General features: G+C 65.2%; 18 protein-coding genes. 11 read left to right on the forward strand and 7 right to left on the reverse strand.

Annotated elements, in window-relative coordinates:
- Positions 1 to 85: 85 nt before the first annotated feature.
- From AC1MCA_RS04555 to AC1MCA_RS04565, 3 genes are all read right to left on the reverse strand, one after another.
- Positions 86 to 2,302 (reverse strand): catalase, encoded by a 2,217-nt coding sequence (locus AC1MCA_RS04555; protein WP_479801504.1) that lies wholly within the window; start codon positions 2,300 to 2,302, stop codon positions 86 to 88.
- Positions 2,303 to 2,509: 207 nt separating this feature from the next.
- Entirely contained in the window at positions 2,510 to 4,729 is a 2,220-nt protein-coding gene (locus tag AC1MCA_RS04560) for an NADP-dependent isocitrate dehydrogenase (RefSeq protein ID WP_479801505.1), read from the reverse strand.
- Positions 4,730 to 4,870: 141 nt separating this feature from the next.
- Positions 4,871 to 5,104, reverse strand: a complete 234-nt coding sequence (locus tag AC1MCA_RS04565; RefSeq protein ID WP_479801506.1) for a hypothetical protein — start codon at positions 5,102 to 5,104, stop codon at positions 4,871 to 4,873.
- A gap of 197 nt (positions 5,105 to 5,301) precedes the next feature.
- Here AC1MCA_RS04565 and AC1MCA_RS04570 point away from each other — a divergent pair, with 197 nt between their 5' ends.
- On the forward strand, positions 5,302 to 6,264 hold the full coding sequence (locus tag AC1MCA_RS04570; protein ID WP_479801507.1) for a trypsin-like serine peptidase: 963 nt from the start codon (positions 5,302 to 5,304) through the stop codon (positions 6,262 to 6,264).
- Between the two features lie 140 nt (positions 6,265 to 6,404).
- Here AC1MCA_RS04570 and purH read toward each other — a convergent pair whose 3' ends face one another.
- Positions 6,405 to 8,090 carry a bifunctional phosphoribosylaminoimidazolecarboxamide formyltransferase/IMP cyclohydrolase gene (purH, locus tag AC1MCA_RS04575; RefSeq protein WP_479801508.1) on the reverse strand — a complete coding sequence of 562 codons (1,686 nt, stop codon included), beginning with the start codon at positions 8,088 to 8,090 and terminating at the stop codon, positions 6,405 to 6,407.
- A 125-nt stretch (positions 8,091 to 8,215) separates the two neighbouring features.
- Here purH and AC1MCA_RS04580 point away from each other — a divergent pair, with 125 nt between their 5' ends.
- Positions 8,216 to 9,568: an MFS transporter gene (locus AC1MCA_RS04580; RefSeq protein ID WP_108600137.1), complete on the forward strand. Its 1,353-nt coding sequence runs from the start codon at positions 8,216 to 8,218 to the stop codon at positions 9,566 to 9,568.
- Between the two features lie 139 nt (positions 9,569 to 9,707).
- Entirely contained in the window at positions 9,708 to 9,977 is a 270-nt protein-coding gene (locus AC1MCA_RS04585) for a GlsB/YeaQ/YmgE family stress response membrane protein (protein WP_108600136.1), read from the forward strand.
- A gap of 78 nt (positions 9,978 to 10,055) precedes the next feature.
- Here AC1MCA_RS04585 and purN read toward each other — a convergent pair whose 3' ends face one another.
- Positions 10,056 to 10,640 (reverse strand): phosphoribosylglycinamide formyltransferase, encoded by a 585-nt coding sequence (gene purN, locus AC1MCA_RS04590; RefSeq protein ID WP_479801509.1) that lies wholly within the window; start codon positions 10,638 to 10,640, stop codon positions 10,056 to 10,058.
- 39 nt (positions 10,641 to 10,679) lie between these two features.
- On the opposite strand from purN, the gene AC1MCA_RS04595 reads away from it, so the two are divergent.
- Entirely contained in the window at positions 10,680 to 11,108 is a 429-nt protein-coding gene (locus tag AC1MCA_RS04595; RefSeq protein ID WP_479801510.1) for a hypothetical protein, read from the forward strand.
- A gap of 10 nt (positions 11,109 to 11,118) precedes the next feature.
- Here AC1MCA_RS04595 and AC1MCA_RS04600 read toward each other — a convergent pair whose 3' ends face one another.
- Complete coding sequence (locus AC1MCA_RS04600) at positions 11,119 to 12,429, reverse strand: cell division protein PerM (protein WP_479801511.1); 1,311 nt, start codon at positions 12,427 to 12,429, stop codon at positions 11,119 to 11,121.
- Between the two features lie 154 nt (positions 12,430 to 12,583).
- On the opposite strand from AC1MCA_RS04600, the gene AC1MCA_RS04605 reads away from it, so the two are divergent.
- From AC1MCA_RS04605 to AC1MCA_RS04630, 6 genes are all read left to right on the forward strand, one after another.
- On the forward strand, positions 12,584 to 13,045 hold the full coding sequence (locus AC1MCA_RS04605; protein ID WP_108600132.1) for a DUF4383 domain-containing protein: 462 nt from the start codon (positions 12,584 to 12,586) through the stop codon (positions 13,043 to 13,045).
- A 210-nt stretch (positions 13,046 to 13,255) separates the two neighbouring features.
- Positions 13,256 to 14,413 (forward strand): glycosyltransferase family 4 protein, encoded by a 1,158-nt coding sequence (locus AC1MCA_RS04610; protein WP_479801512.1) that lies wholly within the window; start codon positions 13,256 to 13,258, stop codon positions 14,411 to 14,413.
- The gene (locus AC1MCA_RS04615) at positions 14,410 to 15,807 is read left to right on the forward strand and encodes a UDP-glucose dehydrogenase family protein (RefSeq protein ID WP_479801513.1); all 1,398 of its coding nucleotides are present in this window, start codon (positions 14,410 to 14,412) and stop codon (positions 15,805 to 15,807) included. The genes AC1MCA_RS04610 and AC1MCA_RS04615 overlap by 4 nt, the downstream gene beginning before the upstream one ends.
- A 134-nt stretch (positions 15,808 to 15,941) precedes the next feature.
- On the forward strand, positions 15,942 to 18,068 hold the full coding sequence (locus AC1MCA_RS04620) for a putative bifunctional diguanylate cyclase/phosphodiesterase (protein WP_479801514.1): 2,127 nt from the start codon (positions 15,942 to 15,944) through the stop codon (positions 18,066 to 18,068).
- 93 nt (positions 18,069 to 18,161) lie between these two features.
- Entirely contained in the window at positions 18,162 to 21,605 is a 3,444-nt protein-coding gene (locus AC1MCA_RS04625; RefSeq protein WP_479801515.1) for a response regulator, read from the forward strand.
- The gene (locus AC1MCA_RS04630) at positions 21,602 to 22,510 is read left to right on the forward strand and encodes a GGDEF domain-containing response regulator (RefSeq protein ID WP_479801516.1); all 909 of its coding nucleotides are present in this window, start codon (positions 21,602 to 21,604) and stop codon (positions 22,508 to 22,510) included. The genes AC1MCA_RS04625 and AC1MCA_RS04630 overlap by 4 nt, the downstream gene beginning before the upstream one ends.
- 16 nt (positions 22,511 to 22,526) lie before the next feature.
- Here the strand turns inward: AC1MCA_RS04630 and AC1MCA_RS04635 are convergent, their stop codons facing one another.
- A complete protein-coding gene (locus AC1MCA_RS04635; RefSeq protein ID WP_479801517.1) occupies positions 22,527 to 22,964 on the reverse strand; it encodes a hypothetical protein in 438 nt (145 codons plus the stop codon).
- A gap of 215 nt (positions 22,965 to 23,179) precedes the next feature.
- Here AC1MCA_RS04635 and AC1MCA_RS04640 point away from each other — a divergent pair, with 215 nt between their 5' ends.
- Complete coding sequence (locus AC1MCA_RS04640; RefSeq protein ID WP_479801518.1) at positions 23,180 to 23,731, forward strand: dihydrofolate reductase family protein; 552 nt, start codon at positions 23,180 to 23,182, stop codon at positions 23,729 to 23,731.
- The last annotated feature ends 4 nt before the right edge of the window (positions 23,732 to 23,735 follow it).

Here is a 23,735-nt window from a genome sequence, read left to right on the forward strand (position 1 = left end):
AGGGAGCGGCCGTACCGTACGACGGCGGTGCTCCCCTCCTGCTGTCAGCCCGGTCAGTTCCCGGTCCAGTCAGCCTGCTTTCGGTCTATGCCTCGGCCGGAAAGCGTTCCCAGACGCGATGATTCGCCAGCAGCTTGGCGAGCTGGGCAACCAGTTCCTCCGGGCCGTCTGCCGAGACAATACCGGCCGCGCCCGGAGGAATGCCCGCCGCGTCCAGAGCCGCAGAACCCTGCCCCCACACGCCGAGAGCCTTGGCATGCCGGAACGCCTCAGAGAGCATGAGCACCACGCGGGGGTCAGCTACGGAAGCGCATGGCTCGCCGGCTTTCGCGTCACGGCCCGGTGAGGCGTCCGGAGCCGGTGCGGCTGCACCGGCAACGATGATTGCATCAAATTCCGTGGACCTCGCGGTGAGGTAGGTCCGTTGTACGGGGACGCCGCCGTCGGCCTCCTCACCCAGGTACCCGCCTGCCGGGGCGATGACCAGAGGCACGATGCCTTGGGCGTCCAGGGCTTTGCGTGCTGCGTTGACGGCAGCAAAGTCGCTGCCCTCATCTGCCACGATGCCCACCACCCTGCCCGCCACAGGCCAGGTCTTCCCCAACTGGGACAAGGCAGGGCTCGGTTCGGAGTCCGGAACGTCCTCGGTGGCGGCCGGTGCGGGCATGCCCAGGCCCTTCGCCACCGCTGCGCACAGGTCCGTGTCCACGTTGGCCAAAGCCAGCAGTTGCCGTTCCCGGATGGCTTTCTCATAGCACTTGCCCAGTTCAAAGGTGTAGGCCTGGATGATGTGGTCCTGCTCCGAAGGGGTAAGGCTGCGGAAGAACAGGCGCACCTGGCTGTAGTGGTCGCTGAAAGACGCGGGGTGCTTGCGTTCCTTGATCGACGCTGCCAACTCTTCGGGGACGTCGATGAAGGCTCCCACATCCTGGCCTGCAAGGAACGGGCAGCCGCCGTCCAGGGAATTGGGGTGGTAGGGCGCTGCACCGCCGTGGACTGCCTGTTGGTGCATGCCGTCGCGCAGCATATCGTTCACCGGCGCCTGCGGGCGGTTGATGGGGATCTGGGCGAAGTTGGGCCCACCCAGCCTGGAGATCTGAGTGTCCAGGTACGAAAAGAGCCGGACCTGGAGCAGGGGGTCGTTGGTGACGTCGATGCCGGGAACGAGGTGCCCTGGGTGGAACGCCACCTGCTCCGTTTCAGCGAAGTAATTGGTGGGGTTCGCGTTGAGGGTCATGATGCCGATGGGCTGGACCGGCGCCAGTTCCTCGGGAACGAACTTGGTGGGGTCCAGCAGGTCGATGCCCTCGAACATCTGATCCTCGTTGTCGGGGAACGTCTGGACGCCCAATTCCCATTCGGGGAAGGCGCCGGCTTCAATGGAATCGGCCAGGTCCCGGCGGTGGAAGTCCGGGTCCATGCCGTTGATGATCTGGGCCTCTTCCCAGACCAGCGAATGGACGCCCTGTTTGGGCTTCCAGTGGAACTTCACCAGCGTGGTCTTTCCCTCGGCATTGAGGAAGCGGAAAGTGTGGACGCCAAAGCCTTCCATGGTGCGGAAGGACCGCGGAATGCCGCGGTCGGACATGTTCCACATGGTGTGGGCCTGAGCCTCGGTATGCAGGGAGACGAAGTCCCAGAACGTATCGTGGGCGCTCTGGGCCTGGGGGATCTCCCGGTCCGGGTGGGGTTTTCCGGCGTGGATAATGTCCGGGAACTTGATGCCGTCCTGGATAAAGAAGACGGGGATGTTGTTGCCCACCAGGTCATACGTGCCTTCATCGGTGTAAAACTTGGTGGAGAAGCCCCGGGTATCCCGGACCGTGTCCGCGGATCCGCGCGACCCCAGGACGGTCGAGAACCGGACGAACACCGGTGTTTCCACATCCTTGGCCAGGAAGCCCGCGCGGGTGATGTTGGCTGCCGTCCCGTAGGACCGGAAGACCCCGTGGGCACCGGCGCCCCGGGCATGCACCACCCGCTCAGGGATCCGCTCGTGGTCAAAGTGCGTGATCTTTTCGCGGAGGTGGTGGTCCTGCAGCAGGATGGGTCCGCGGGACCCGGCCTTCAGGGAATGGTCTGTATCGCCGAGGCGCAGACCCTGCGCGGTGGTCAGGTACTGTCCGGACTGGGCGCGGGCCGTCGCGGGGGCTCCGGTGGGGCTTCCCGTGGGTGAGACCGCCTCCGGGCCCTGCTGGTCAGGCTTGGGCGGCAGTGGCTCACGCGGGGTGGTGGGTTCGTCGAGGCTGGCTGGTTCGCTGGCGGGAACACCGGGGATCTGGATGTTGCTTTCTTCAGGCACGGATTCTTCTCCTCAGGATGGGCAACCTCAGCAGTCATCGGCGAATGCCGAGATGCTAAGTGTACTTAGCACTTTAGGCAAGGATGGCCGATGCCACAACCCGGGTTCATCTTTAGTCGAGGAGATTTGGCAGCCGAAAACAAAAAATGCGGCGCCCCGGTTTCCCGGGGCGCCGCATTTGTGTGTTCGTCAGGCTGGGTGAGCCTCTTAGCCCAGGGTGGCGATGACCCTGTTCAGCGTGGCGGACGGGCGCATGACGGCTGAGGCCTTGGCGTCATCGGGGTTGTAGTATCCTCCGATGTCCACCGGGGAGCCCTGGACCGCTGCCAGTTCACCCACGATGGTTTCCTCGTTGGAGGACAGCTCCTTGGCGATGGCCGCGAACGAAGCAGCGAGATCTGCGTCCTCGGTCTGCTTGGCCAGCTCCTCGGCCCAGAAACGGGCCAGGAAGTAGTGGCTTCCCCGGTTGTCCAGTTCGCCGGCGCGGCGGCTCGGGGACTTGTTCTCCAACAGGAAGGTTCCCGTTGCCTTGTCCAGAGTGTCGGCCAGAACCTGGGCACGTGCATTGTTCGTGGTGGTGGCCAGGTGCTCGAAGCTCACGGCCAGGGCGAGGAACTCGCCCAGGCTGTCCCACCGCAGGTGGTTTTCGTTGAGCAGCTGCTGGACGTGCTTCGGAGCGGAACCGCCGGCGCCGGTCTCGAAGAGTCCGCCGCCGTTCATCAGCGGAACCACCGAGAGCATCTTGGCGCTGGTGCCAAGTTCCAGGATGGGGAAAAGGTCGGTGAGGTAGTCGCGGAGCACGTTGCCCGAAACCGAGATGGTGTCTTCGCCCTTGCGGATCCGCTCCAGAGTGAAGGCTGTTGCCTTCTCCGGGGACATGATTTCGATCTGCAGGCCCTCGGTGTCGTGTTCTTTGAGGTATTCGCGGACCTTGGCGATGAGGTTGGCGTCGTGTGCGCGGGTCTCGTCGAGCCAGAAAACGGCAGGCATCTTTGAGGCGCGGGCACGGGTGACGGCCAGCTTGACCCAGTCGCGGATGGGCAGGTCCTTGGTCTGGCAGGCACGCCAGATATCGCCTTCGGAAGCCTGGTGTTCGACCAGGACGTTGCCGGAGCCGTCAACGATCTGGACCGTTCCGGCTTCCTGGATTTCGAAGGTCTTGTCATGGCTGCCGTACTCCTCGGCAGCCTGGGCCATCAGGCCAACGTTCGGCACGGTGCCCATGGTGGTGGGATCGAAGGCGCCGTGGGCACGGCAATCGTCCAGAACGACCTGGTAGATACCGGCGTAGGAGCTGTCCGGGAGGACTGCCAGTGTGTCGGCTTCCTTGCCGTCCGGGCCCCACATGTGGCCGGAGCTGCGGATCATGGCAGGCATGGAGGCGTCAACGATGACGTCGGACGGGACGTTCAGGGTGGTGATGCCCTTGTCGGAGTCCACCATGGCCAAGGCCGGGCCGTCGTCGAGGCCCTTCTTGATGAGCGCCTGGACGCCTTCGCGGACATCCTCCGGCAGGTCCTCGAGGCTGCTGAGGATGGCGGCAAGGCCGTTGTTGGGGCTGATGCCGGCGGCGGCGAGCTGCTTGCCGTAGGTCTCAAAGAGTTCGGCGAAGTAGGCCTTCACCACGTGGCCGAAGATGATGGGATCGGAGACCTTCATCATGGTGGCCTTCAGGTGTGCGGAGAAGAGCACACCTTCTTCCTTGGCACGGGCAACCTGGGCCTTGAGGAACTCGTCCAGGGCGGCGGCGCGCATCACGGTGCCGTCAATGACTTCACCGGCGAGGACGGGGAACGGCTTCTTGAGGACCTTCACCGAACCGTCTTCGCGGACCAGCTGGATGGCGATGGTGCCGTCGGCTTCGATGACCACGGACTTCTCGTTGGAGCGGAAGTCGTCGGCGGTCATGGTGGCAACGTTGGTCTTGGAGTCAGCGGACCAGGCGCCCATGGAGTGCGGGTTCTGGCGTGCGTAGTTCTTGACGGACAGCGGCGCGCGGCGGTCGGAGTTGCCTTCACGCAGGACCGGGTTCACGGCGGAGCCCTTGATCTTGTCGTACCGGGAACGGACAGCGGTCTCTTCATCCGAAGAAGGGTTGTCCGGGTAATCGGGCAGGTTGTAGCCCTGGCCCTGAAGCTCGGCGATGGCGGCCTTCAGCTGCGGGATGGAAGCGCTGATGTTGGGCAGCTTGATGATGTTGGCTTCGGGCTTCTTTGCCAGTTCACCGAGTTCAGCAAGGGCGTCACCGATCTGCTGTTCCGGGGTGAGGTAGTCACCGAACACGGAGATGATGCGGCCTGCGAGCGAAATGTCACGGGTCTCCACCTCCACACCTGCGGTCGAAGCAAATGCCTCGATGATCGGCAAGAACGAATAAGTAGCCAGCATCGGCGCTTCGTCGGTGTGGGTATAGATAATCTTGGACATGCGCGGGCGTCTCCCTGGAGGTCGGCTGATTTTTTGAGAATCCGGCTATTTCACCATGGATTAACTTACCCGAGGACGCGGCTTTGACCCCTACCCGTACACCGGGAGGGCCTTGCGTTACCGCTTGGGGGGACGGTTCACTCAGCGGCGCTTGTGGGGAATATCACTGGGCCACAGCTGGACATACTTTGAGTCCCTGCGCCGCAGTTCCTCTGTAGAGGTGAACGGCGTCGAGGTGAAGGAGTGGACGGGGTCGACGTCGCGCAGCTGGGAGGCAGCGGCGGAGGCTTCGGGGTCCGGGGACCCTTCATCGACGGCGGCCACGTGCCGGCCGTGCAAAGCAGAACGTTTGGTGGACTTCCAGAATGCAATCACGGCAGGGCCCCAATTCACATAAAGTCCGGAGCCCAGATCGGACGATTCATTGATAGGGAAAAAGTACCCTCCACCAGCCATTTTGACCAGCACCACGGCATCACTTCTATTTACAAAACCGGCTGCTCTCGATAGGTTACATGGGTTCAACGGCGGGCCAACTGGGAGCTCTCCGACAATTTTTAGACAGGAAAATAATGACGCGCAACCGGTCTGTGGCTGCCAGCTTCCTCAGCCTTTCCGCGGCGGCCGTGCTGGTACTGGTTGGTACCGGCGGCGCCGCAGCAGCCCCCGCTGCGTCTGATGACAAGTCAACACCGTCCGTTTTCAGCGCCAAGGTGGACAGCACCGGCGCCGCGGACTACTGGACCGCTGACCGTATGCGCGCCGCGCTCCCGGGCGATCTGCTGGCAGATAAGTCGCTGGAACGCGGCAACAGGTCCAGCACAGTCGCAGCAGAAAAAGCCAAGGCCACCAAAGTCAAGGGCACCGCGGGCAAACCCACCATCGCCCAGCCTGCGAGCGGAATGGACCATATCGGCAAGGTCTTCTTTACCCTGGACGGCGCGGACTACGTCTGCTCCGGCAACGCCGTCAAGTCCAAGAATGGGAGCACCGTGGCCACGGCTGGGCACTGCCTCTTCGGCGGTGCAGAACTGCCCACCCGGTTTATTTTTGTGCCCGGTTACAACAATGGCGAATCCCCCTACGGCGCGTGGACCGGTGATTCCTACTACCTCCCCGCCGGATGGAAAGAATCGGGGAACATGGCCTTCGATACCGGGTTCGCCGTGGTCAAACCGCTCGACGGCGCTCCCCTCCTTGCTGATGCCGTCAATGAGTCAGGAGTCGAGTTCAATGCTCCCCGCGGCCTCACCTACCAGGCCTTCGGCTACCCGGCCGACCGCCCCTTCGACGGTGGATCGCTGAAGAGCTGCACCGGGACCGCCACCAACGACACGAACAACGCGCAGTTCGAAACCCAGGGCATCCCGTGTGACATGACCGGCGGTTCCTCCGGCGGCCCATGGTTCAACACCGCCACCGGCCTGCAGAACTCCCTCAACAGCTACGGCTACAACCCCCACCCCGTGATGTACGGCCCGTACTGGGGCTCCGAGATCAAGGCAGCTTACGACGAGGCCGAAACAGCCCGGTAACCCGCAACGCGGGGTCACTTTCGACCCTCTCGAGCCTCGATATTGGGTGTTTAGTGACCCCGCGTTGCAGGAAAACGCAGGCAAACAACGACGGCGCCTATCCCCTCAGCGGGTACAGGCGCCGTCGTTGTTTTACCTGGTTAGTGGAAGAAGTGGCGGGCGCCGGTGAAGTACATGGTGACGCCGGCCGCGTTGGCCGCGGCGATGACTTCCTCATCTCGGACCGAACCGCCGGGCTGGACCACGGCGCGGACGCCGGCGTCGATCAGGATCTGCAGGCCGTCAGCGAACGGGAAGAACGCATCCGAAGCCGCAACAGCCCCGCGTGCACGTTCCGGAGCACCCGAAGCGTCGGCGTTTGAGGCGCCGCCGGCACCGTCGACGTCGGACTCCACCGTTACGCCGAGCTTGTTGGCCCGCTCCACGGCGAGGCGGCAGGAATCCAGCCGGTTGACCTGGCCCATGCCAATGCCCACGGCGGCGCCGTCGGCAGCGATCAGGATGGCGTTCGATTTGGCGGCGCGGCAGGCGGTCCAGGCGAAGGCGAGGTCCGCGAGGGTCTTCGCGTCAGCAGCTTCGCCGGCGGCAAGGGTCCAGTTGGCGGGGTTGTCGCCGTCGGCGTCCACCTTGTCTGCGACCTGGACCAGCACGCCGCCGGAGACCTGGCGGATCTCGGACGGGTAGCGGCCGTAGCCTTCCGGAAGGGTCAGGAGGCGGATGTTCTTCTTCTGGGACAGGATCTCCACAGCTTCGGGGTCGAAGGCCGGCGCGATGACCACTTCGGTGAAGATGCCGGCAACGGTTCGTGCCATCCCGGCGGTGACAGTGCGGTTCGCAGCGATGACGCCGCCGAACGCGGAGACCGGGTCGCAGGCGTGGGCCTTGGAGTGCGCATCCGCGATCGGGTCCTCGGCGTCGGCAGCACCGACGGCAACACCGCAGGGGTTGGCGTGCTTGATGATGGCGACTGCCGGCTCGGCAAAGTCGAACGCGGCGCGGAGGGCTGCGTCGGCGTCGACGAAGTTGTTGTAGCTCATGGCCTTGCCGTGCAGCTGGTCCGCCTGGGCGATGCCGGCGGGGGCTGCCTTGTCCACGTAGAGGGCTGCCTGCTGGTGCGGGTTTTCGCCGTAGCGGAGGACTTCGGAGCGCTCCAGCGACAGGCCGGCGTAGGCAGGCCAGTCGATGACGCCGTCGCCGTCTTCGTCGAGGAACTGGCTGGCAGTCCAGGAGGCCACGGCGTTGTCGTAGGACGCGGTGTGCGCGAACGCCTTGGCGGCGAGCCTGCGCCGGGTCTTCAGGTCAAAGCCGCCTTCAGCGGCGGCGGTGACCACGTCACCGTAGAAGCCGGGGTCAACAACAATGGCGACGGCGGCGTGGTTCTTCGCGGCGGAACGCACCATGGCGGGGCCGCCGATGTCGATCTGCTCCACGACGTCGTCCTGCGGTGCGCCGGACTTGACCGTCTCGACGAAGGGGTACAGGTTCACTACCACGAGGTCGAAGGTTTCAATCTCCATGCCGGCGAGGGTTTCCATGTGAGCGGGGACGCGGCGGTCCGCGAGGATGCCGCCGTGGACGCGGGGGTGCAGGGTCTTGACGCGGCCGTCGAGCATTTCCGGGGAGCCGGTGACTTCTTCGACTTCCTGGACCGGAATGCCTGCCGCGGCGATCTTCTTGGCAGTGGAGCCGGTGGAGACGATCTTCACGCCCGCTGCGTGCAGGCCCGTGGCGAGTTCCTCCAGACCGGTCTTGTCGTAAACCGAAATCAGTGCCCGGCGGATGGGGACTCGGTCGATGGATACACGGTCAGGCTGCGGCAAGCTCACAAAAGTCTCCGTCTTATCTCGCGGGCAATGGCCGCGGTTGGTGGGGATACGGCCCAGTTTATCGCGTCGCAGCAGCGAGCCGGCTCCGCCCCTGGTTGCCTCTAAGATTTAGGCAGGAGGCCGAGATGAATACTTATACGACTGTGCCCAGTGGCGAACAGGTGGTGCAGGAACTGCCGTGGCGGTGGAAGGTGCAGGGCAGGATCTTCCTGATCGGCGGCCTCGGCTTCATGTTCGACGCCTGGGACGTCACGCTCAACGGCATCCTGATTCCGCTGCTTTCCACGCACTGGGCGCTTGCTCCGGGCGAGGTGGCCTGGGTGGGCACAGCCAACCTGATCGGCATGGCCCTCGGCGCCTTCGTATGGGGCACCATCGCGGACACGATCGGGCGCAAGAAAGCCTTCACGGCCACCCTGCTGATCTTCTCCCTGTTCACCGTGCTGGGCGCTTTCTCCCCCGACTTCATCTGGTTCTGCGTTTTCCGCTTCATGGCCGGCTTCGGGCTGGGCGGCTGCATTCCCGTGGACTACGCCCTGGTGGGTGAGTTCACGCCGCGGAAGCAGCGCGGCAGGGTCCTGACTGCCATGGATGGCTGGTGGCCTATCGGCGCGGCCCTCGCCGGTTTTGTTTCCGCCGCCCTGGTGGGCATTTTCGGCGACTGGCGCCTGACCATGCTGGTGATGGTCCTGCCCGCGCTCCTGGTCTTCTGGGTCCGGCGCAGCGTCCCCGAATCGCCGCTCTTCCTGATCCGCAAGGGCAGGCGCGAGGAAGCGGCGAAGGTCATCGATGAGCTGGTGGCAGCTACCGGCGCAGAGCCCCGTGCCTACAGCCTCCCGGACGCGCAGGAAGTCCCCCGGCTCTCGGCCGGCAGCGCGTGGCATCAGCTCAAGCTGGTCTGGCAGTTCAACTGGAAGATCACCGCCACTGCGTGGGCCCTGTTCTTCAGCATTCTACTGGTCTACTACCTGTCCCTCACCTGGATGCCCCGGATCCTGATCGGCGCCGGCTTCGCGGAGTACAAGGCGTTCCTCACGACGGCGTCCATGGCCGCCGTCGGCCTGCTGGGCGTCATCGTGGCCGCGCTGCTCGTGGAGCGGGTCGGCCGCAAGTGGATCCTGGCCATCACGGGCCCGCTGTCCGCACTGACCCTGGTGATCGTGGCCTTTGTGGTGGATATCCCCACCGCTGCCGTGTTCTGGCTGCTGGTCTTCGGGTTTGTGGTGCAGGTGGCCATCCCGGTTCTTTATGCCTATGTGTCGGAGCTGTACCCCACCGAACTCCGCGGCACGGGGTTCGGCTGGGCTTCAACGTTCTCCCGGCTGGGCGCGGGCCTCGGCCCGCTCATCTTCGCGAACTACTTCTGGCCGGAGCTGGGCCTGGCCACGTCCTTCGCGCTGGCCGGGGGCCTGGTCCTGCTCGCCGTGCTGTGGATGGCCTTCTTCTCCCCCGAGACCAAGCAGCGCCGCCTGGAGTAGCAGTTAAGGTTGTTGACGGCCGGAGTAAATAGCGGTCATCTCGTGATAATTGAAACCTTGCGGAACGGTAAGCACGCTGATTAACTGAGGGGGTCGGCATGGGGGTTTGGCACCAACTTACTGAGAAGGAAGTGGCAACATGGGCATTATCGGATTTCTCATTTTGGGCTTGATTGCGGGAGCCATCGCCAAGCTCATCCTGCCCGGAAAGCAGGGCATCGGCTGGGTCATGACGCTGGTACTTGGCGTCGTAGGAGCCCTGCTGGGCGGCTGGATCGGCTCGCTGATCTTTGGCGGCGGCCTGGCTGAATTCTTCGATATCCGGACATGGCTGTTGGCCATTCTGGGCTCCGTTATTGTCCTGCTGGTTTACGGCGCAGTGACAGGACGCAGCCGCACCCGCGCCTGACCACCAGAGCACCAAGCAGCAAAGGCGCCGTTTCCCGAAAGGGAAGCGGCGCCTTTTGCTGTGCAGGTCCCCGCAGGATCAGCTTCGGGCTGCGGTGGATGATGCTGCGGCGAGGGAAGCCAGGGTGGAGATCAGGAGCCGGCGTTCCACCACCTTAATCTTTTCGTGCAGGGTTTCCTCAGTATCGGAGCCCTCAATCGCCACCGCTTCCTGGGCGATGATGGGTCCGGTATCCATTCCGGCGTCGGCCCAGTGAACGGTGCAGCCGGTGACCTTCACGCCATAGGCCATGGCGTCCCGGACCCCATGCGCACCGGGGAAGGCCGGCAGCAGGGCGGGGTGGGTGTTGAGGTATTTGCCGTTGAAGGCAGCGATGAAGCCGGCGCTGACGATGCGCATGAAGCCGGAGGAGACCACCACGTCCGGGGCATAGGAAGCCACCCGGGCGGTCAGGGCCGCGTCCCATTCGGCGCGGGTGGGGAACGAGTTGAAGTTGACCACGAACGTCTCCAGCCCCGCCTCGGAAGCGCGTTCGACACCGTAGGTCCCCTCCCGGTCGGCACCCACCGCTGCGATCTCAACGTCCAGCTCCCCTGACTTTGTGGCGTCAATGACAGCCTGGAGGTTGGAGCCGGTTCCGGAGACGAGGACTACGATGCGCATGGGTCTAGCTTATGGGCAGGCTCGCGTAGGCTGGAAAACATGAACCCCTCCATGGAACCGGCCGAAAAGCAGCGCACCAAACCGCCGCTCAGCGAAGCCGCCAAAAGCTCGCTGGGCAAGACCCGCAACCTGTTCCGCATCTTCATTGTCACCGTGCTGGGCGCCTTCTTTGTCTACCAGCTCGACGTCAGCTACCTCTGGCTCACCAGCATCCTGACCGTCGCGAGCCTGGTCATCGGAATCATCCTGCTGGTCCGTTCCGCGAAGCTGAAGGAATCCAAACTCGTCCTTGCCGGCACCATTTCCGGGCTGGTGGTCATGCTTGTCATGGTGCTGGTCATCCTCGTGACTGCCGTGTTCTTCGAACAGGTCCGGGACTTCCAGGCCTGCTCACGGCAGGCCCTCACAGACCAGGCGCTGTCCAACTGCCGCGTCCAGCTTGAAAGCTCGCTGCCGGGCCTTCGCTAGCAGCCGGGGCTCAGCGGACCAGTTCCGCTTCCTCTTCCACCTGTTGGCGGCGTTCCAGCCACGGTCCGGCGGCATAACCGATCACGACGCCGATGCCCACCTCCGCGGCAATCCAGAGGCCTGTCCACAACGGCTCAGGGCCGATGGACGTGAGCCGCCCCAGGCCGGCGGAGCCGCGTGCCAGCCAGGCAAGCCCGGCGGCCAGGAGTCCGGAGACGGCGCCGATCAGCAGCCCCAGCGCCAGGGTGGACGCGGAGGCCGTAAACCAGCGGAAGCGCAGTTTGATGGACAGCCACTCATCGAAGTGGTTTTCCCCTTCGCGCAGGAACCACCACCCGGCGAGGATCCCGGCGAGGACCGGCACCACCAAAGCCACAAAACCGTAGTCCAGGGGCCCTGACGGAATGGCTGCAAAGACCGGGATGGACGGCAGCGGCCCCACGGCGGTTCCCAGCGGCCCCACCTGTGAGCCGACGCCCATGGCAAACCCGGAACCGGACACCCAGGCGAGTGCAAACACCGCCAGGTTGGGGAGGTAGCCGAGCTGCGCGATGGTGAGGGCCGCGCCCCCTACCGCGCCGGCGTCGAGCGCTTCATAGACCGCAATCACCAGGTTCCAGTGGATGAAGAAGTCCACAGCGAGCAGCACGCACGCGAGCGCAAGCGCCGAGGTGAGCGCCAGGAAACCGGCCTTGGCGGCGGACCCGAGATAGGAACCGGCCCAGCGGGAGTGCTGGCTGGTGCGCGAGATCCAGTCGACGGCGTCGACGCCGATCAGCCGGCTCCACGAGCCTGCCTCACGGCGGGCGCCGGTCACCATGCCCAGCGCGAACGGGATCAGCGGGATCACCATGGCGTACCAGATGTTAATGACCACGTCCGGGGTGCGGCAGATGAAGCCGGTGGCCGCCCCGAAAGCCGAGTAGACCAGCCAGGAGCCGAGGAGCGCCTGCCAGAGCTGGTCGGTGTAGGAAGCGCGGGCAAGGCGCCGCCCGGCACGCCAGGCCAGCAGGAACGGAATGAGGGTCAGGCCCAGCGGAACCAGGGTCAGCATGCCGGAGCCCGGACTGCCTGCGGTGCCGGAGCCGAGATCGGCCAGCTGCAGGGGCACACCGTGGATCAGCAGCCAGGCCTGGCCGGCGAGGCGGGCCAGGGCGTCGAAGCCGGTGTTCTGGAATCCGGCCGTAGCCCAGACCGCCACGATGGGTGCCACCACCACGAGGACCGAGATGATGGCTGCCTGGGCCGTTTCGATGGCTCCCTGCAGCCACAAGGGCATGGGAAGGCCACGGTCTCCGGTCTGATCAGCGCGCAGTTTCATCGTGTTCCATAGTTTCACGGCCGGGCCCGCCCACCGGTTTGCGACAGGCTCATTCGGCCTAAGAGACCAAGCTCATCGTGGGGCCCCAACGGCGCTTTTTCCACAGGTCCGCCGTAAAATTGGTATGTCCGCAATCAGTGGTTGGAGGCAGAAAATGACTACCGCATCCCCACACGCACACGGCGTACATTTTGGGCGCGCAGACGTCCAGAACGCCGGCATGGGTGTGGGTATTGTTCTGTTATTGGTGGGTATCCTGGGCTTTATCCCCGGCATTACCACCCAGTACAGCGAATTGACGTTCCTTGGGCCTGATTCCCATGCCATGTTCCTCGGCCTGTTCCAGGTTTCCATGCTGCTCAATATTGTGCAGCTGGTCATCGGCGCAACCGGCCTGACCATGGCCCGCACGGAACACGGCGCCCGGAACTTCCTCATCGGCGCCGGCGCGCTGTACATCGTCCTCGCAATTTTCGGGCTCAGTGTCGGAGTGGATTCGGCGGCCAATTTCCTGTCGCTGAACATGACGGACAACTGGGCCCACCTTGTGCTGGGCGTTCTGATGATTGGTGCCGGCTGGCTGTTCTCAAGGAACATGGCCAGCGATAGGCGGTAAACCCGGAAATAATCAGCCGGGAATAAGGAGCCGCGAATGAGGAAGATCTGTAAGTTCTGAATATTCGTCCTACTGGCCGGTGCAGTTGACGCGATTTTGCGGGCAGCTGCACCGGCTTTCCTTGTGCGCAGCCCACCTGTTCACCCAACCTTTCCCTCGGCGTCACACCTCCTCCCCCGCCGCGTCAGGCCGCGGGGCCACCGTGGAGGGGTGAGGATCGCAATTGTTGCCGAGTCATTCCTGCCGCTGATGAACGGGGTGACCCACTCCATCCTGCGGGTGCTGGAGCACCTGGAGGGCCAGGGCCACGACGTCCTGGTCATTGCGCCCTCACCCCATGCTGTCGCCGAGTTCGCGGGAACCCCCGAGGTGGTCCACGGCGCGGGCGTGCACCGGCTCCCGGCTGTTCCGCTTGCCGGGTACACGAATGTGCGGGTGGCGATGGGCGGTGTGTACCGGGTCAAGCGAATCCTTGCCGATTACGCACCCGAGATCGTCCACCTCGCCTCGCCGTTTGTCCTGGGCTGGCGGGCCGTCCAGGCCGCCCACCAGCTGGGGATCCCTACCGTTGCGATCTACCAGACCGAGGTTCCCAGCTACGCCGCGCGGTACGGTGTGCCGTTCCTGGAGAACTGGGCCTGGAACCGGGTGGAGAACATCCACCTGCTGGCCACCCGAACCCTGGTGCCATCCACTTTCGCGCTGAACCAGTTGCGCGGCCGCGGGATTCCGCGGGTGGAGATGTGGCGCCGCGGTGTGGACACCGCACGGTTCTCGCCCGGAAAGCGCGACGCCGGGTGGCGGGCTTCCGTGGCCCCCGGCGGCGAGCGGATCATCGGGTACGTGGGCCGGCTGGCGATCGAGAAGCAGGTGGAGGACCTGGCTGCGCTGGCCAACGTCCCGAACACCAGGCTCGTGGTTGTGGGCGACGGCCCGCAGCGGGCGGCCCTGCAGGAAGCCCTCCCGCACGCGGTCTTTACGGGGTTCCTCGGCGGCGAGGAACTGGCCAGGGCTGTGGCATCCTTTGACCTCTTCGTCCACCCCGGCGAGTTCGAAACGTTCTGCCAGACCATCCAGGAGGCCATGGCGTCCGGGGTCCCGGTGGTAGCCACGGGACGCGGCGGCCCGCTGGACCTGGTGGAAAACTCCCGCACCGGCTGGCTGTACCAGCCCGGCGACCTGGCGGGCTTCCGGGCTCACGTCATGGACCTGATAGGCGACGACGCCAAGCGCCGTGCGTTCGCAGCGGCAGCCCACGCCTCGGTCCAGGACCGGACGTGGCCTGCACTGTGCGGCAAGCTTGAGGAGCACTACCGCCAGGTCTTGTCCAGCATGCCTTCAATCTCCGGAAATGGAGCGTCCCTGTGAAAATTTCCGTGATCGGCTGCGGCTACCTCGGCGCTGTACACGCCGCCACCCTCGCCTCGATGGGCCACACCGTGGTGGGCATCGATGTGGACGCCGCCAGGGTGGAGCAGCTCGGCCGTGGCCAGGCTCCCTTCTTCGAGCCGGGCCTGGACGAACTCCTGGCGGATGGGCGCACCACCGGCCGGCTGACGTTCTCCACCAACTTCTCCCGGGCTGCCACGGCCCAGGTCCATTTCCTGTGCGTCGGGACGCCGCAGGCCAAGACGTCCGGCGGCGCCGATCTCAGCTATCTCGTCTCGGCCACCGGGGCGCTGCTCCCGCACCTGGCGAGGGGCGCCGTCGTCGTCGGTAAATCAACGGTGCCCGTAGGCACCGTGGACATGCTTCAGGGAGTCCTGGCGGGGCGGCCGGACGTGCAGCTCGGCTGGAACCCGGAGTTCCTGCGGCAGGGCACCGCGGTGAAGGACACGCTGGTTCCGGACCGGCTGGTGTACGGCGTGGCTGGCGGCCGTGCCGCGGCGTTCAACCCGCGCACCGGCGCGCCGCGTGCGGTGACTGCGGCCCTGGATGCCGTCTACGAGCCGCTGCTGAATGCGGGGATTCCCCGGCTGGTGTGCAATTTCGCGACTGCTGAGCTGATCAAGTCGGCTGCCAACGCATACCTGGCCACCAAGGTCAGCTTCATCAACGCGATCTCGGAACTGTGCGACGCCTCGGGCGCTGATGTGGCAGAACTCAGCGAGGCCATGGGCATGGACCCCCGGATCGGCAGCCGGTACATGCACGCGGGGCTGGGCTTCGGCGGCGGTTGCCTGCCCAAGGACATCCGCAGCCTCCGGACGCAGGCGGCGGCCCTGGGCGTTGACCCGGTGGACGAGTGGATGGGCGTGGTGGATTCCATCAACCTGCGGCAGCGGGCCCGGGCCGTGGAGCGCGCAGCAGAGCTGTGTGGCGGCGGGCTTTCGGGGCGGGCCGTCACCATCCTGGGCGCCTCCTTCAAGCCGGAGACCGACGATATCCGCGATTCGCCCGCCCTGGACGTCGCGGTCCAGCTGGCGGCTGCGGGGGCGCACGTGACGGTGACGGATCCGAAGGCCATCAACCATGCTTGGCTGCGGTTTCCCCAGCTGCGGTTCGAGGCCGCCACGTCGCGTGCACTGGAGGGTGCCGAACTGGTGCTGCTCCTGACGGAATGGGACGAATACCGCCGGCTGTCCCCTGCCGCGGCGGGCGCGCTGGTGCGACGACGGGTCATGCTTGATGCGCGCAACGTACTGGACGCAGCGGCCTGGCAGGCCGAGGGCTGGGTGGTCCGCGGGCTGGGCACCAATGCACGTCATTCCCCTGTCCGGGTGGATCCGGCGGCCGGCCTGGCCACAATGCGTCACTCTTAACCGTGCCGGTGATTACCGGGGCCGCAATCGGCGCCAATTGCAGCGGCCGGACGTGCCGCGCCCGCCCGGAAAAGACGCTTTGACGTTCCGTCGCCAGCGGCGGCACTTTATGATGTGCGTGGGGGTGGTTGCGCATGGGGGGATCCAAGCGGCAAAAGAACAAGGATTTTGCGGTACCTGCTTTCGGCGCGCTCCTGGATGCCAGCCCTGACGCCCTCCTGGTGCTCAATCAGGACGGCACCATCAGACTCGCGAACGCGGCCTCGTCCAGGCTGTTCGGCTACCCGCGTGATCAGCTGGTCGGGACCAGCCACCGGTGGCTCCTCGCCGAAGGGTTCCGCAACGAAACCTCCCAGCTGCTGAAACATTTGACAGCGCAGCATGATGAACCCCTGCCGCCGCGGGAGGTCTACGGCCTGCACTGCGACGGCACCGAATTCGCCGCGGAGATGGCCGGCTCCCTGATCGACGACGACGGCTCGCAGCTGCTGCTCGTTTCCCTCCGCGGCACTGGGCACCGCAAGGACGCGGACCTGCGCGAGGCCTTGTCGCTGCTGACGGCCACGCTCGAATCCACCGCCGACGGAATCCTGGTCATCAGCTCAACGGGCAAGGTGGCGGGCCTCAATGACCAGTTCCTGAAGATGTGGGGCATTCCGCCCGAGTATATGGAAGCCGGGTCGGACGAGGCCGCCATGGGTGTGGTGATGTCCCAAGTGCAGGATCCGGCGGCTTTCATGGCCCGGATCACCGAGGTGACGGACAACCCCGCAGCGGAGAGTCATGACGTGGTGGATCTGGTGGACGGCCGGACCTTCGAAAGGTATTCGCGTCCCCAGAAAGTGGGCCACCGGATTGCGGGCCGGGTGTGGAGCTTCCGCGATGTGACGCCGCGCCGCGAAGCACAGGAGCAGGCTCAGCAGGCCATGCGGGACCTTGCGGCGCAGGCCGAGCAGCTGAGGGCGCTGGCCTTCCAGGATCCGCTGACCGGTCTGGCTAACCGGGCGGTGTTCAACGAGGCTCTCGCTGTAGCCCTGCGCGAACCACGCCTCAAGTCCGTTGACGTCCTGCTGATCGATCTGGATGACTTCAAGGAGGTCAACGACATCCTGGGCCACCAGGCCGGCGACGACATGCTGGTGGAGGTGGCGCGCCGGCTTCGTGGCTGTACCCCTACCGCCGATGTTGTGGCCCGGCTGGGCGGCGACGAATTTGTGGTGCTGCTGACTGCATGCCCGGACGTGGAGGCCACGGCGGCCTGCATTATCCGGTGCCTGAATGTCCCCGTGTGGATAGAAGGGACCATGCTGCGGCCCAGCCTGAGCCTGGGCCTGGCTTCCATCGGCAAAGATGCGGTGGTCCCATCCGAGCTGCTGCGTGAGGCGGACATCGCCATGTATGCGGCCAAGGCCGCCGGGAAGAACCGGTTCCTCCGGTTCCATCCGGACATGATGACGGCCCTGGTCCAGCGCACCGACATGGAGGCGGCCCTGCAGCTGGCAGTGGCCCGGGGCGAAATTTCCGTGGACCTCCAGCCCATCGTCTCCCCGCGCATGGGCCGGGTGGTCAAGTTTGAAGCACTGGCGCGCTGGAACCGCGACGGCGAGGGGATCCCTCCCACAGTCTTCATTCCGATGGCGGAGCGGAGCGGCCTGATCAACGAGATCGGGACCGAGGTGATGGCCCAGAGCCTGGCACGGGTGGCCCCCTGGCTACGGGCCGATCCGTCCCGTTCACTGTCCGTCAATGTGTCCGGGGTGCAGCTGCTGGCACCTGATTTTGATGAGCGGGTGCTGAGTCTGGCCGAGGTCAGCGGGGTGGCTGCTTATCAGCTGGTCCTGGAGGTCACGGAGAGTGTGTTCTTCGACGCCGACTGCCATGTGATCCGCCAACTGGGCAGCCTCCGGCAAGCGGGAGCCAGGGTAGCCCTGGACGACTTCGGCACGGGATATTCATCCCTCGGCCGGCTGCAGGACCTGCCCGTGGACATCGTCAAGATCGATAAGACCTTTGTGTCCATGGTGCGGACCGGGAACGAACGCCTCCCCATCCTCAGTTCCATGATCAACATGGCGCACAGCCTGGGACTGACCGTCACCGCGGAAGGAATCGAGACCCGGGAGCAGGCCAACTACCTGATCGGGCTTGAGTGCGATTCGCTGCAAGGCTACCTGTTCTCGCGACCGGAGCCGGGCCATCGGTTCGAGCAGGCATTGTTGAACGCACGGCAGGCGCTCGAGGCGCTCGCTTTTGAGTCTTAAGGGATATCATCAGGATGCGCCTCCGCCCAGGTCTCGGGCGGCCCCGGTCTCGTCTCAATGTGGGTGCAGGCGCATGTATGGGGAGGGATCCGCGTGTCTCAGACTGGTCTCCTGGAGCCACGTCCCGCCGCCGGTAGGAGCAAGGCCACGCTGGGATGGCTGATCTTGCTTGCTGCAGTGCTGCAGGGCGTGCTCGGAACGTTCTTCGCCGCGACCAACGGCACACCCGCGGCGGTCATTGCCGGTGACTTTGCCATCCTGATGGCCGCCCTTCTTGCCGGTTTCAGCTGCGGACGGGCTGCGGTGCGCGGCGGCGTGAACGCCAGGGCGTGGACCCTGATGTCGGCAGCCGCCTATGTCTGGGCCGCCGGTATGGCCGTTTGGACGTTCTTCGGCCTCGCCAACAACCACATGTACCCTTTCCCGTCCCTGGCGGACGCCCTGTTCATCAGCTACTCAGTCCCCGCCGCCGTCGCCCTTTTCAGCTTTAGAAGGCCCGGCGGCACCACCCGGGTGGGGCTGCTCCGGACAGTGTTGGACGCCGCGGTCATCGCCGGCTCGGTGCTGGTGATCAGCTGGTACACCACCTTGGAGACGGCCATCAGCTCGGAGGGCGAGCTCCTGACCCGGCTCACCACCATGGCCTATCCGGTTGTTGACGTGATCATCACGTCGCTGGTGCTGGTGCTTGGGATGCGCCGCCAGTCCGGCGAACGGCTCCCTTGGCTCTGCTTCGGCGGCGGCCTGCTCATCCTCACCATCACCGACAGCACCTACGTGCGGTTAACGTTCGACGGCGTCACCGGAGTCACCGGTTCGCCGCTTGCCCTGGGCTGGATCAGCGCTTTCCTCCTTATTGCCCTTGCGCCGTTGCTCCCCTACGCCGAGAAGCCGCTGCCGGACCGCCGGGCGTTTGCGTTGGCCCAGGAACTGCTTCCCTACCCACCGATCCTGGTGGCCGTTGTCCTGATCGCCGCCCCGCACGTTGACGAAATGAGCTCGTTCCTGCTGGTGGTTGCCCGGGTCACCGTGGTCATCATCCTGGTCCGCCAGGTGCTGATCATCATCGAGAACCTCTCCCTGACCAACGGGCTGGAGAACGAGGTCGCCGTCCGGACAGCGGAGCTGGAAGGCCTCGGCGCAATTGTGAACTCCTCCAGGGATGCCATCCTGAGCACCACCCCGGACGGGATCATCACCAGCTGGAACCCCGGGGCCGAGCAGCAATACGGCTACACGGCTTCGGAAGCGATAGGCCACAACGCGCGCATGCTTCTCCCGCCAGGCAGCACCGACGCGGACGACGAGGTGTTCGAGCAGCTCAGCGAAAGTGGCCAGGCCATGAGCTTCGAAACCGAGCATTTGCGCAAGGACGGGGAGGTTATCCCGGTGTCCGTGACCATCTCCCCCATCCGCGAAGGCGGGAACATCCGCGGGATTGCAGCTATCGCCAGGGACATCACGTTGCGCAGGGCAGCTGAAAAGGAGCTGCAGGCGGCGCGGGAGGCAGCACTCGAATCCAGCCGCCTGAAATCCGAATTCTTGGCCACCATGAGCCATGAGATCCGCACTCCCATGAACGGCGTGGTGGGGCTGACCGCGCTGCTCCTGGAGACACCGCTGGACGAAACACAGAAGCAGTATGCGCAGGGCGTCAAGGGTGCCGGCGAGGCCCTGTTGGCCCTCATTAACGACATCCTGGACTTCTCAAAGCTGGAGGCGGGAAAGGTTGACCTTGACTTCCGCCCGTTTGATCCCCGGCTCCTGGTGGAGGAAGTGGCTGGCCTGCTCACCGAGCCTGCCCAGGCCAAAAACCTGGAGCTCATCGCGTACTGCGAACCCGAGGTCCCCGCCCGGCTGCACGGTGATGCCGGCCGGATCCGGCAGGTCCTGCTGAATCTTGCGTCCAACGCTGTGAAGTTCACCGCCACGGGCGAGGTATCCATCCGCGTGAAAATAGCGGGCGACCCGGCTGGCGGGACCCCCGCCGTCGCGTCCACGGCCGTGGTCTGCTTTGAAGTCCGCGATACGGGAATCGGCATTGACCCTGCGGATCATGCGCGGTTGTTCGAATCGTTCTCGCAGGCGGATGCCTCCACCACCCGCCGCTACGGCGGAACCGGATTGGGCCTGGCCATCTGCAGCAGGCTCACCGAGGCCATGGACGGCGAGATAGGGCTGGAGAGTGTGCCTGGCGAGGGCAGCACCTTCTGGTTCCGGATTCCTTTGCCGGTTGCGCCCGCGGCAACGGGTCCGGTGCCCACGGCCGGCTTCCTCACGGGGCTGCGGGTTCTGGTGGTGGATGACAACGCCACCAACCGCCTGGTGCTGGAATCCCAGCTGCGCGGCTGGAAGCTGGTGCCGGAGGCGGTTCCGGACGCACGGTCGGCGCTGGTCCGGGCACGTGAGGCTGCAGCGGCCGGGGAACCATTCGACCTTGCCGTGCTCGACCTCTGCATGCCTGAAACTGATGGCCTCGAGCTGGCCCGCACGATCAAGGCCGACGCCAAACTGGCGGACATAGAGCTGATCATTCTGACCTCCACCATGCAGGTCAACGGAGCCTCGATCGCCGACGCCGGCGTCCGGGAATGGCTCATGAAGCCCGTCCGCAGCTCCGAGTTCTACAACCGGCTGATCCGGCTGATGTCCGCGCGTGAGCTGCACACGCCTGGCGACCCGGCTCCGCACGGGGCGTCACATGCGGCGTCAGGTGCCGCGCGGGAGCCGGCGCCCGGCAACCTGTCCCCCGAGGAAGCGTCCCGGGGAAACATCCTGGTGGTGGAGGATAACGAGGTCAACCAGTTGGTGGCCCGCGCCACGGTGTCGAAATTCGGCTACTCGGTGGACGTGGTGGCCGACGGCGCCGAAGCCGTAGCTGCCACAGCCGGTACCCGTTACGACGCCGTCCTGATGGACTGCCACATGCCGGTGATGGACGGGTTCGAGGCCACCCGGATCATCCGGACGCGGGATGGGATGCACAGCCGCCTTCCCATCATCGCCATGACCGCCGGCGCCTTGGACGGCGACCGGGAACGCTGCCTCGCCGCTGGCATGGACGACTACCTCGCCAAGCCTGTGGACGCTGCGGAGCTGGAAGCCACGCTGGCCCGCTGGGTGCCCCGGCTGGCCCCACATCCAATGCCACCGCAATTGCTGGCTGTCACCGGTGCATCTTCGCAGGCGCTGGACGCGGACCGGCTGGCTATCCTGCGTGACCTCGGCCCGGACGACGGGTTCGGCCTGCTGCCTGCTGCTGCGGAGGCATTCCGGAAGGATGTGCCTGCCCGGCTCGCCGCACTGCGCGAATCCGTGAACGACGGCGGCGGGCCGCGGCTGGTTCAGGCTGCCCACGCCCTGAAGGGTGCTGCTGCCAATATTGGCGCCACCGCCGTAGCCGCCATATGCGGCCAGCTGGAGGCGATGGGACACAGCGGACATCAGGATGCCGGGCAGGAACTACTCGGCCGGCTGGAGGCGGAACTCGTGAACGTGGATTCTGAACTGAACATAGCCCTGGACGTGGCGCCATGAAGGTTCTGGTCGCAGATGACGATCCGGGCTCACTGTTGGTGGCAAGGGCCGCCGTCGAACGTTCAGGTCATGAGTGCCTGACCGCGGCGGACGGCGACGAAGCGTGGGCGCTGTTCGTGGAGCACCAACCGGATGTGGTGGTCACGGACTGGATGATGCCGGGGTTGGACGGGCTTGCGCTCTGCCGGGCCATCCGCTCGCGGGAATCGGATCTCTACACCTATGTTGTGCTGCTGACGTCGCAGGGGTCCCGGGACGACGTGCTGGCCGGGCTTGAGGCGGGAGCAGATGACTACGTCACCAAACCTTTGGACCCGTTCGTCCTGCATGCCCGGCTGCTGGTAGCCCTGCGGGTGACCACGCTGCACGCCGATCTGGCGCACTACCGGAAGGTGCTGTCCGAGCAGGCGAGGACCGATCCTCTGACCGGGCTGCACAACCGGCTGAAGCTCTCCGAAGACCTCGAGCAGCTGCACTCCCGCAGCCTGCGTTACGCCGAGCATTACTGCGTGGCCATGTGCGATGTGGACAACTTTAAAAGGTACAACGACATCTATGGTCATCAGGCGGGTGATCTCGCCCTGCGGGCAGTCGCTACCGCTTTGGTTGACAACGCCCGCACCAGCGATGGCGTGTACCGGTACGGGGGCGAGGAGTTCCTGCTGGTCCTGCCTCACCAGACGGGGCATGGCGCCAAAGCCTTTATGGAAAGGGCACTGGACACGGTGCACGGGCTGGAAATCATTCATTCAGGGGATCCGACGGGGCGCCTGACGCTCAGTGCCGGGATCTCTGCCTTCACAGCCGGGCATCAGGCCGACGTTAATACCCTGTTGGGTGAAGCCGACGCGGCGCTGTACGCTGCCAAGGCAGCAGGCCGTAACCGCGTGGAGCTGTCCCTGTAATTCGTGGCTGCCGGGTTCAGGCGGCTTTCTTGCGCTGCTTTGACTGCGCCGGCTTCTTGATCGCCTGACTCTTGGGCTGGAGCGTTGCGTGCTGGCTGGGGGCAGTCTGCGGCTCGGGCTGATCCTCGGCTACCTCAGCGGCAGGTGCCGCTTCCAGCGCTGGCTCAGCGTCGTCGTCGTACGCGGCTTCGTCAACGGCGTAGGCGGCTGCAGCCTCGCGGTTCCGGAGCCAGCGGCGGACCAGGTTCATCCCTGCGAGGACTCCGGCAAGCGGCGTCAGGACGGCGGCGGCGTAGACGAACAGCATCCAGGTGAGGGTGGCCATGGGCGGCTGGTTGTTGTGGAGCAGGGAGAGTCCGCCGAACGCGGCGATGACCCAGAAGAGCACCACGGCAGCGAGTACCGCGGCAGCAGGAAAATACTGGTTCTTGACGATCTTTTTCAGGGGTTCCATGCACTTCCTCCTGCCTGGCCGGGGGGTGCGGCTGGTGGCCGCATCAAAGTCCAGTATGCGACTGTCTGCCCGTGGATTTGCGCAACACGCAGGTGGTGGTGACCAACCTAACTTTTACGCGGCTGGCCTTCCCGATCGGCAGGCCTCCATCTACCGTGGAGTGACCGGCACCGCCGCCGGTCCGCACCTGCCGTTGACACCTTTTGGAGGTCCCCATGCGCAAACTGACTGCTGGCCTTTTCCACTCCGTGGACGGGGTGGTGTCGGAGCCGAATCTCTGGCAGTTCGACAGTTTCGACGAGGACCTGGGCAAGGGCATGACCGGCATGATGGAGCGCGTGGACACCGTACTGCTGGGCCGCGTGAGCTACCAGGAATGGGCGGGTTACTGGCCCAACGCCACCGCGGACCAGGACTTTGCGGGCTTCATCAACCCGATCGGGAAGCACGTGGCCTCCAGGACACTGAAGGAACCGCTGGAGTGGCAGAACTCGCACCTGATCGAAGGCCCGCTCGAAGACTTTGTCGCAGAACTGAAAAAACGCGACGGCGGCGAGATTGCCGTGATGGGCAGCATCTCAGTGACGCGGCAACTGCTGTTCGCCGGGCTGCTGGATGAACTGACCCTGATGACCCACCCCGTGGTGGCCGGAAGCGGCCGGCACCTTTTCCAGGACGGCGACCCGCTGACCAGGCTCAGCCTGAAAGACCAGTACCGGACCAGCAAGGGCAACGTGATCAGCACCTACGCGCGGTTCGGCGGCTAAGCAG

Source organism: Arthrobacter sp. BK1 (assembly GCF_056680055.1).

Excerpts from the sequence above, each read along its gene's own strand:
- AC1MCA_RS04560 (WP_479801505.1), bottom strand. The coding sequence starts at position 4,729 with ATGTCCAAGATTATCTATACCCACACCGACGAAGCGCCGATGCTGGCT.
- AC1MCA_RS04570 (WP_479801507.1), top strand. The coding sequence starts at position 5,302 with ATGACGCGCAACCGGTCTGTGGCTGCCAGCTTCCTCAGCCTTTCCGCG.
- AC1MCA_RS04580 (WP_108600137.1), top strand. The coding sequence starts at position 8,216 with ATGAATACTTATACGACTGTGCCCAGTGGCGAACAGGTGGTGCAGGAA.
- AC1MCA_RS04585 (WP_108600136.1), top strand. The coding sequence starts at position 9,708 with ATGGGCATTATCGGATTTCTCATTTTGGGCTTGATTGCGGGAGCCATC.
- purN (WP_479801509.1), bottom strand. The coding sequence starts at position 10,640 with ATGCGCATCGTAGTCCTCGTCTCCGGAACCGGCTCCAACCTCCAGGCT.
- AC1MCA_RS04595 (WP_479801510.1), top strand. The coding sequence starts at position 10,680 with ATGAACCCCTCCATGGAACCGGCCGAAAAGCAGCGCACCAAACCGCCG.
- AC1MCA_RS04600 (WP_479801511.1), bottom strand. The coding sequence starts at position 12,429 with ATGAAACTGCGCGCTGATCAGACCGGAGACCGTGGCCTTCCCATGCCC.
- AC1MCA_RS04605 (WP_108600132.1), top strand. The coding sequence starts at position 12,584 with ATGACTACCGCATCCCCACACGCACACGGCGTACATTTTGGGCGCGCA.
- AC1MCA_RS04620 (WP_479801514.1), top strand. The coding sequence starts at position 15,942 with ATGGGGGGATCCAAGCGGCAAAAGAACAAGGATTTTGCGGTACCTGCT.
- AC1MCA_RS04630 (WP_479801516.1), top strand. The coding sequence starts at position 21,602 with ATGAAGGTTCTGGTCGCAGATGACGATCCGGGCTCACTGTTGGTGGCA.
- AC1MCA_RS04635 (WP_479801517.1), bottom strand. The coding sequence starts at position 22,964 with ATGGAACCCCTGAAAAAGATCGTCAAGAACCAGTATTTTCCTGCTGCC.
- AC1MCA_RS04640 (WP_479801518.1), top strand. The coding sequence starts at position 23,180 with ATGCGCAAACTGACTGCTGGCCTTTTCCACTCCGTGGACGGGGTGGTG.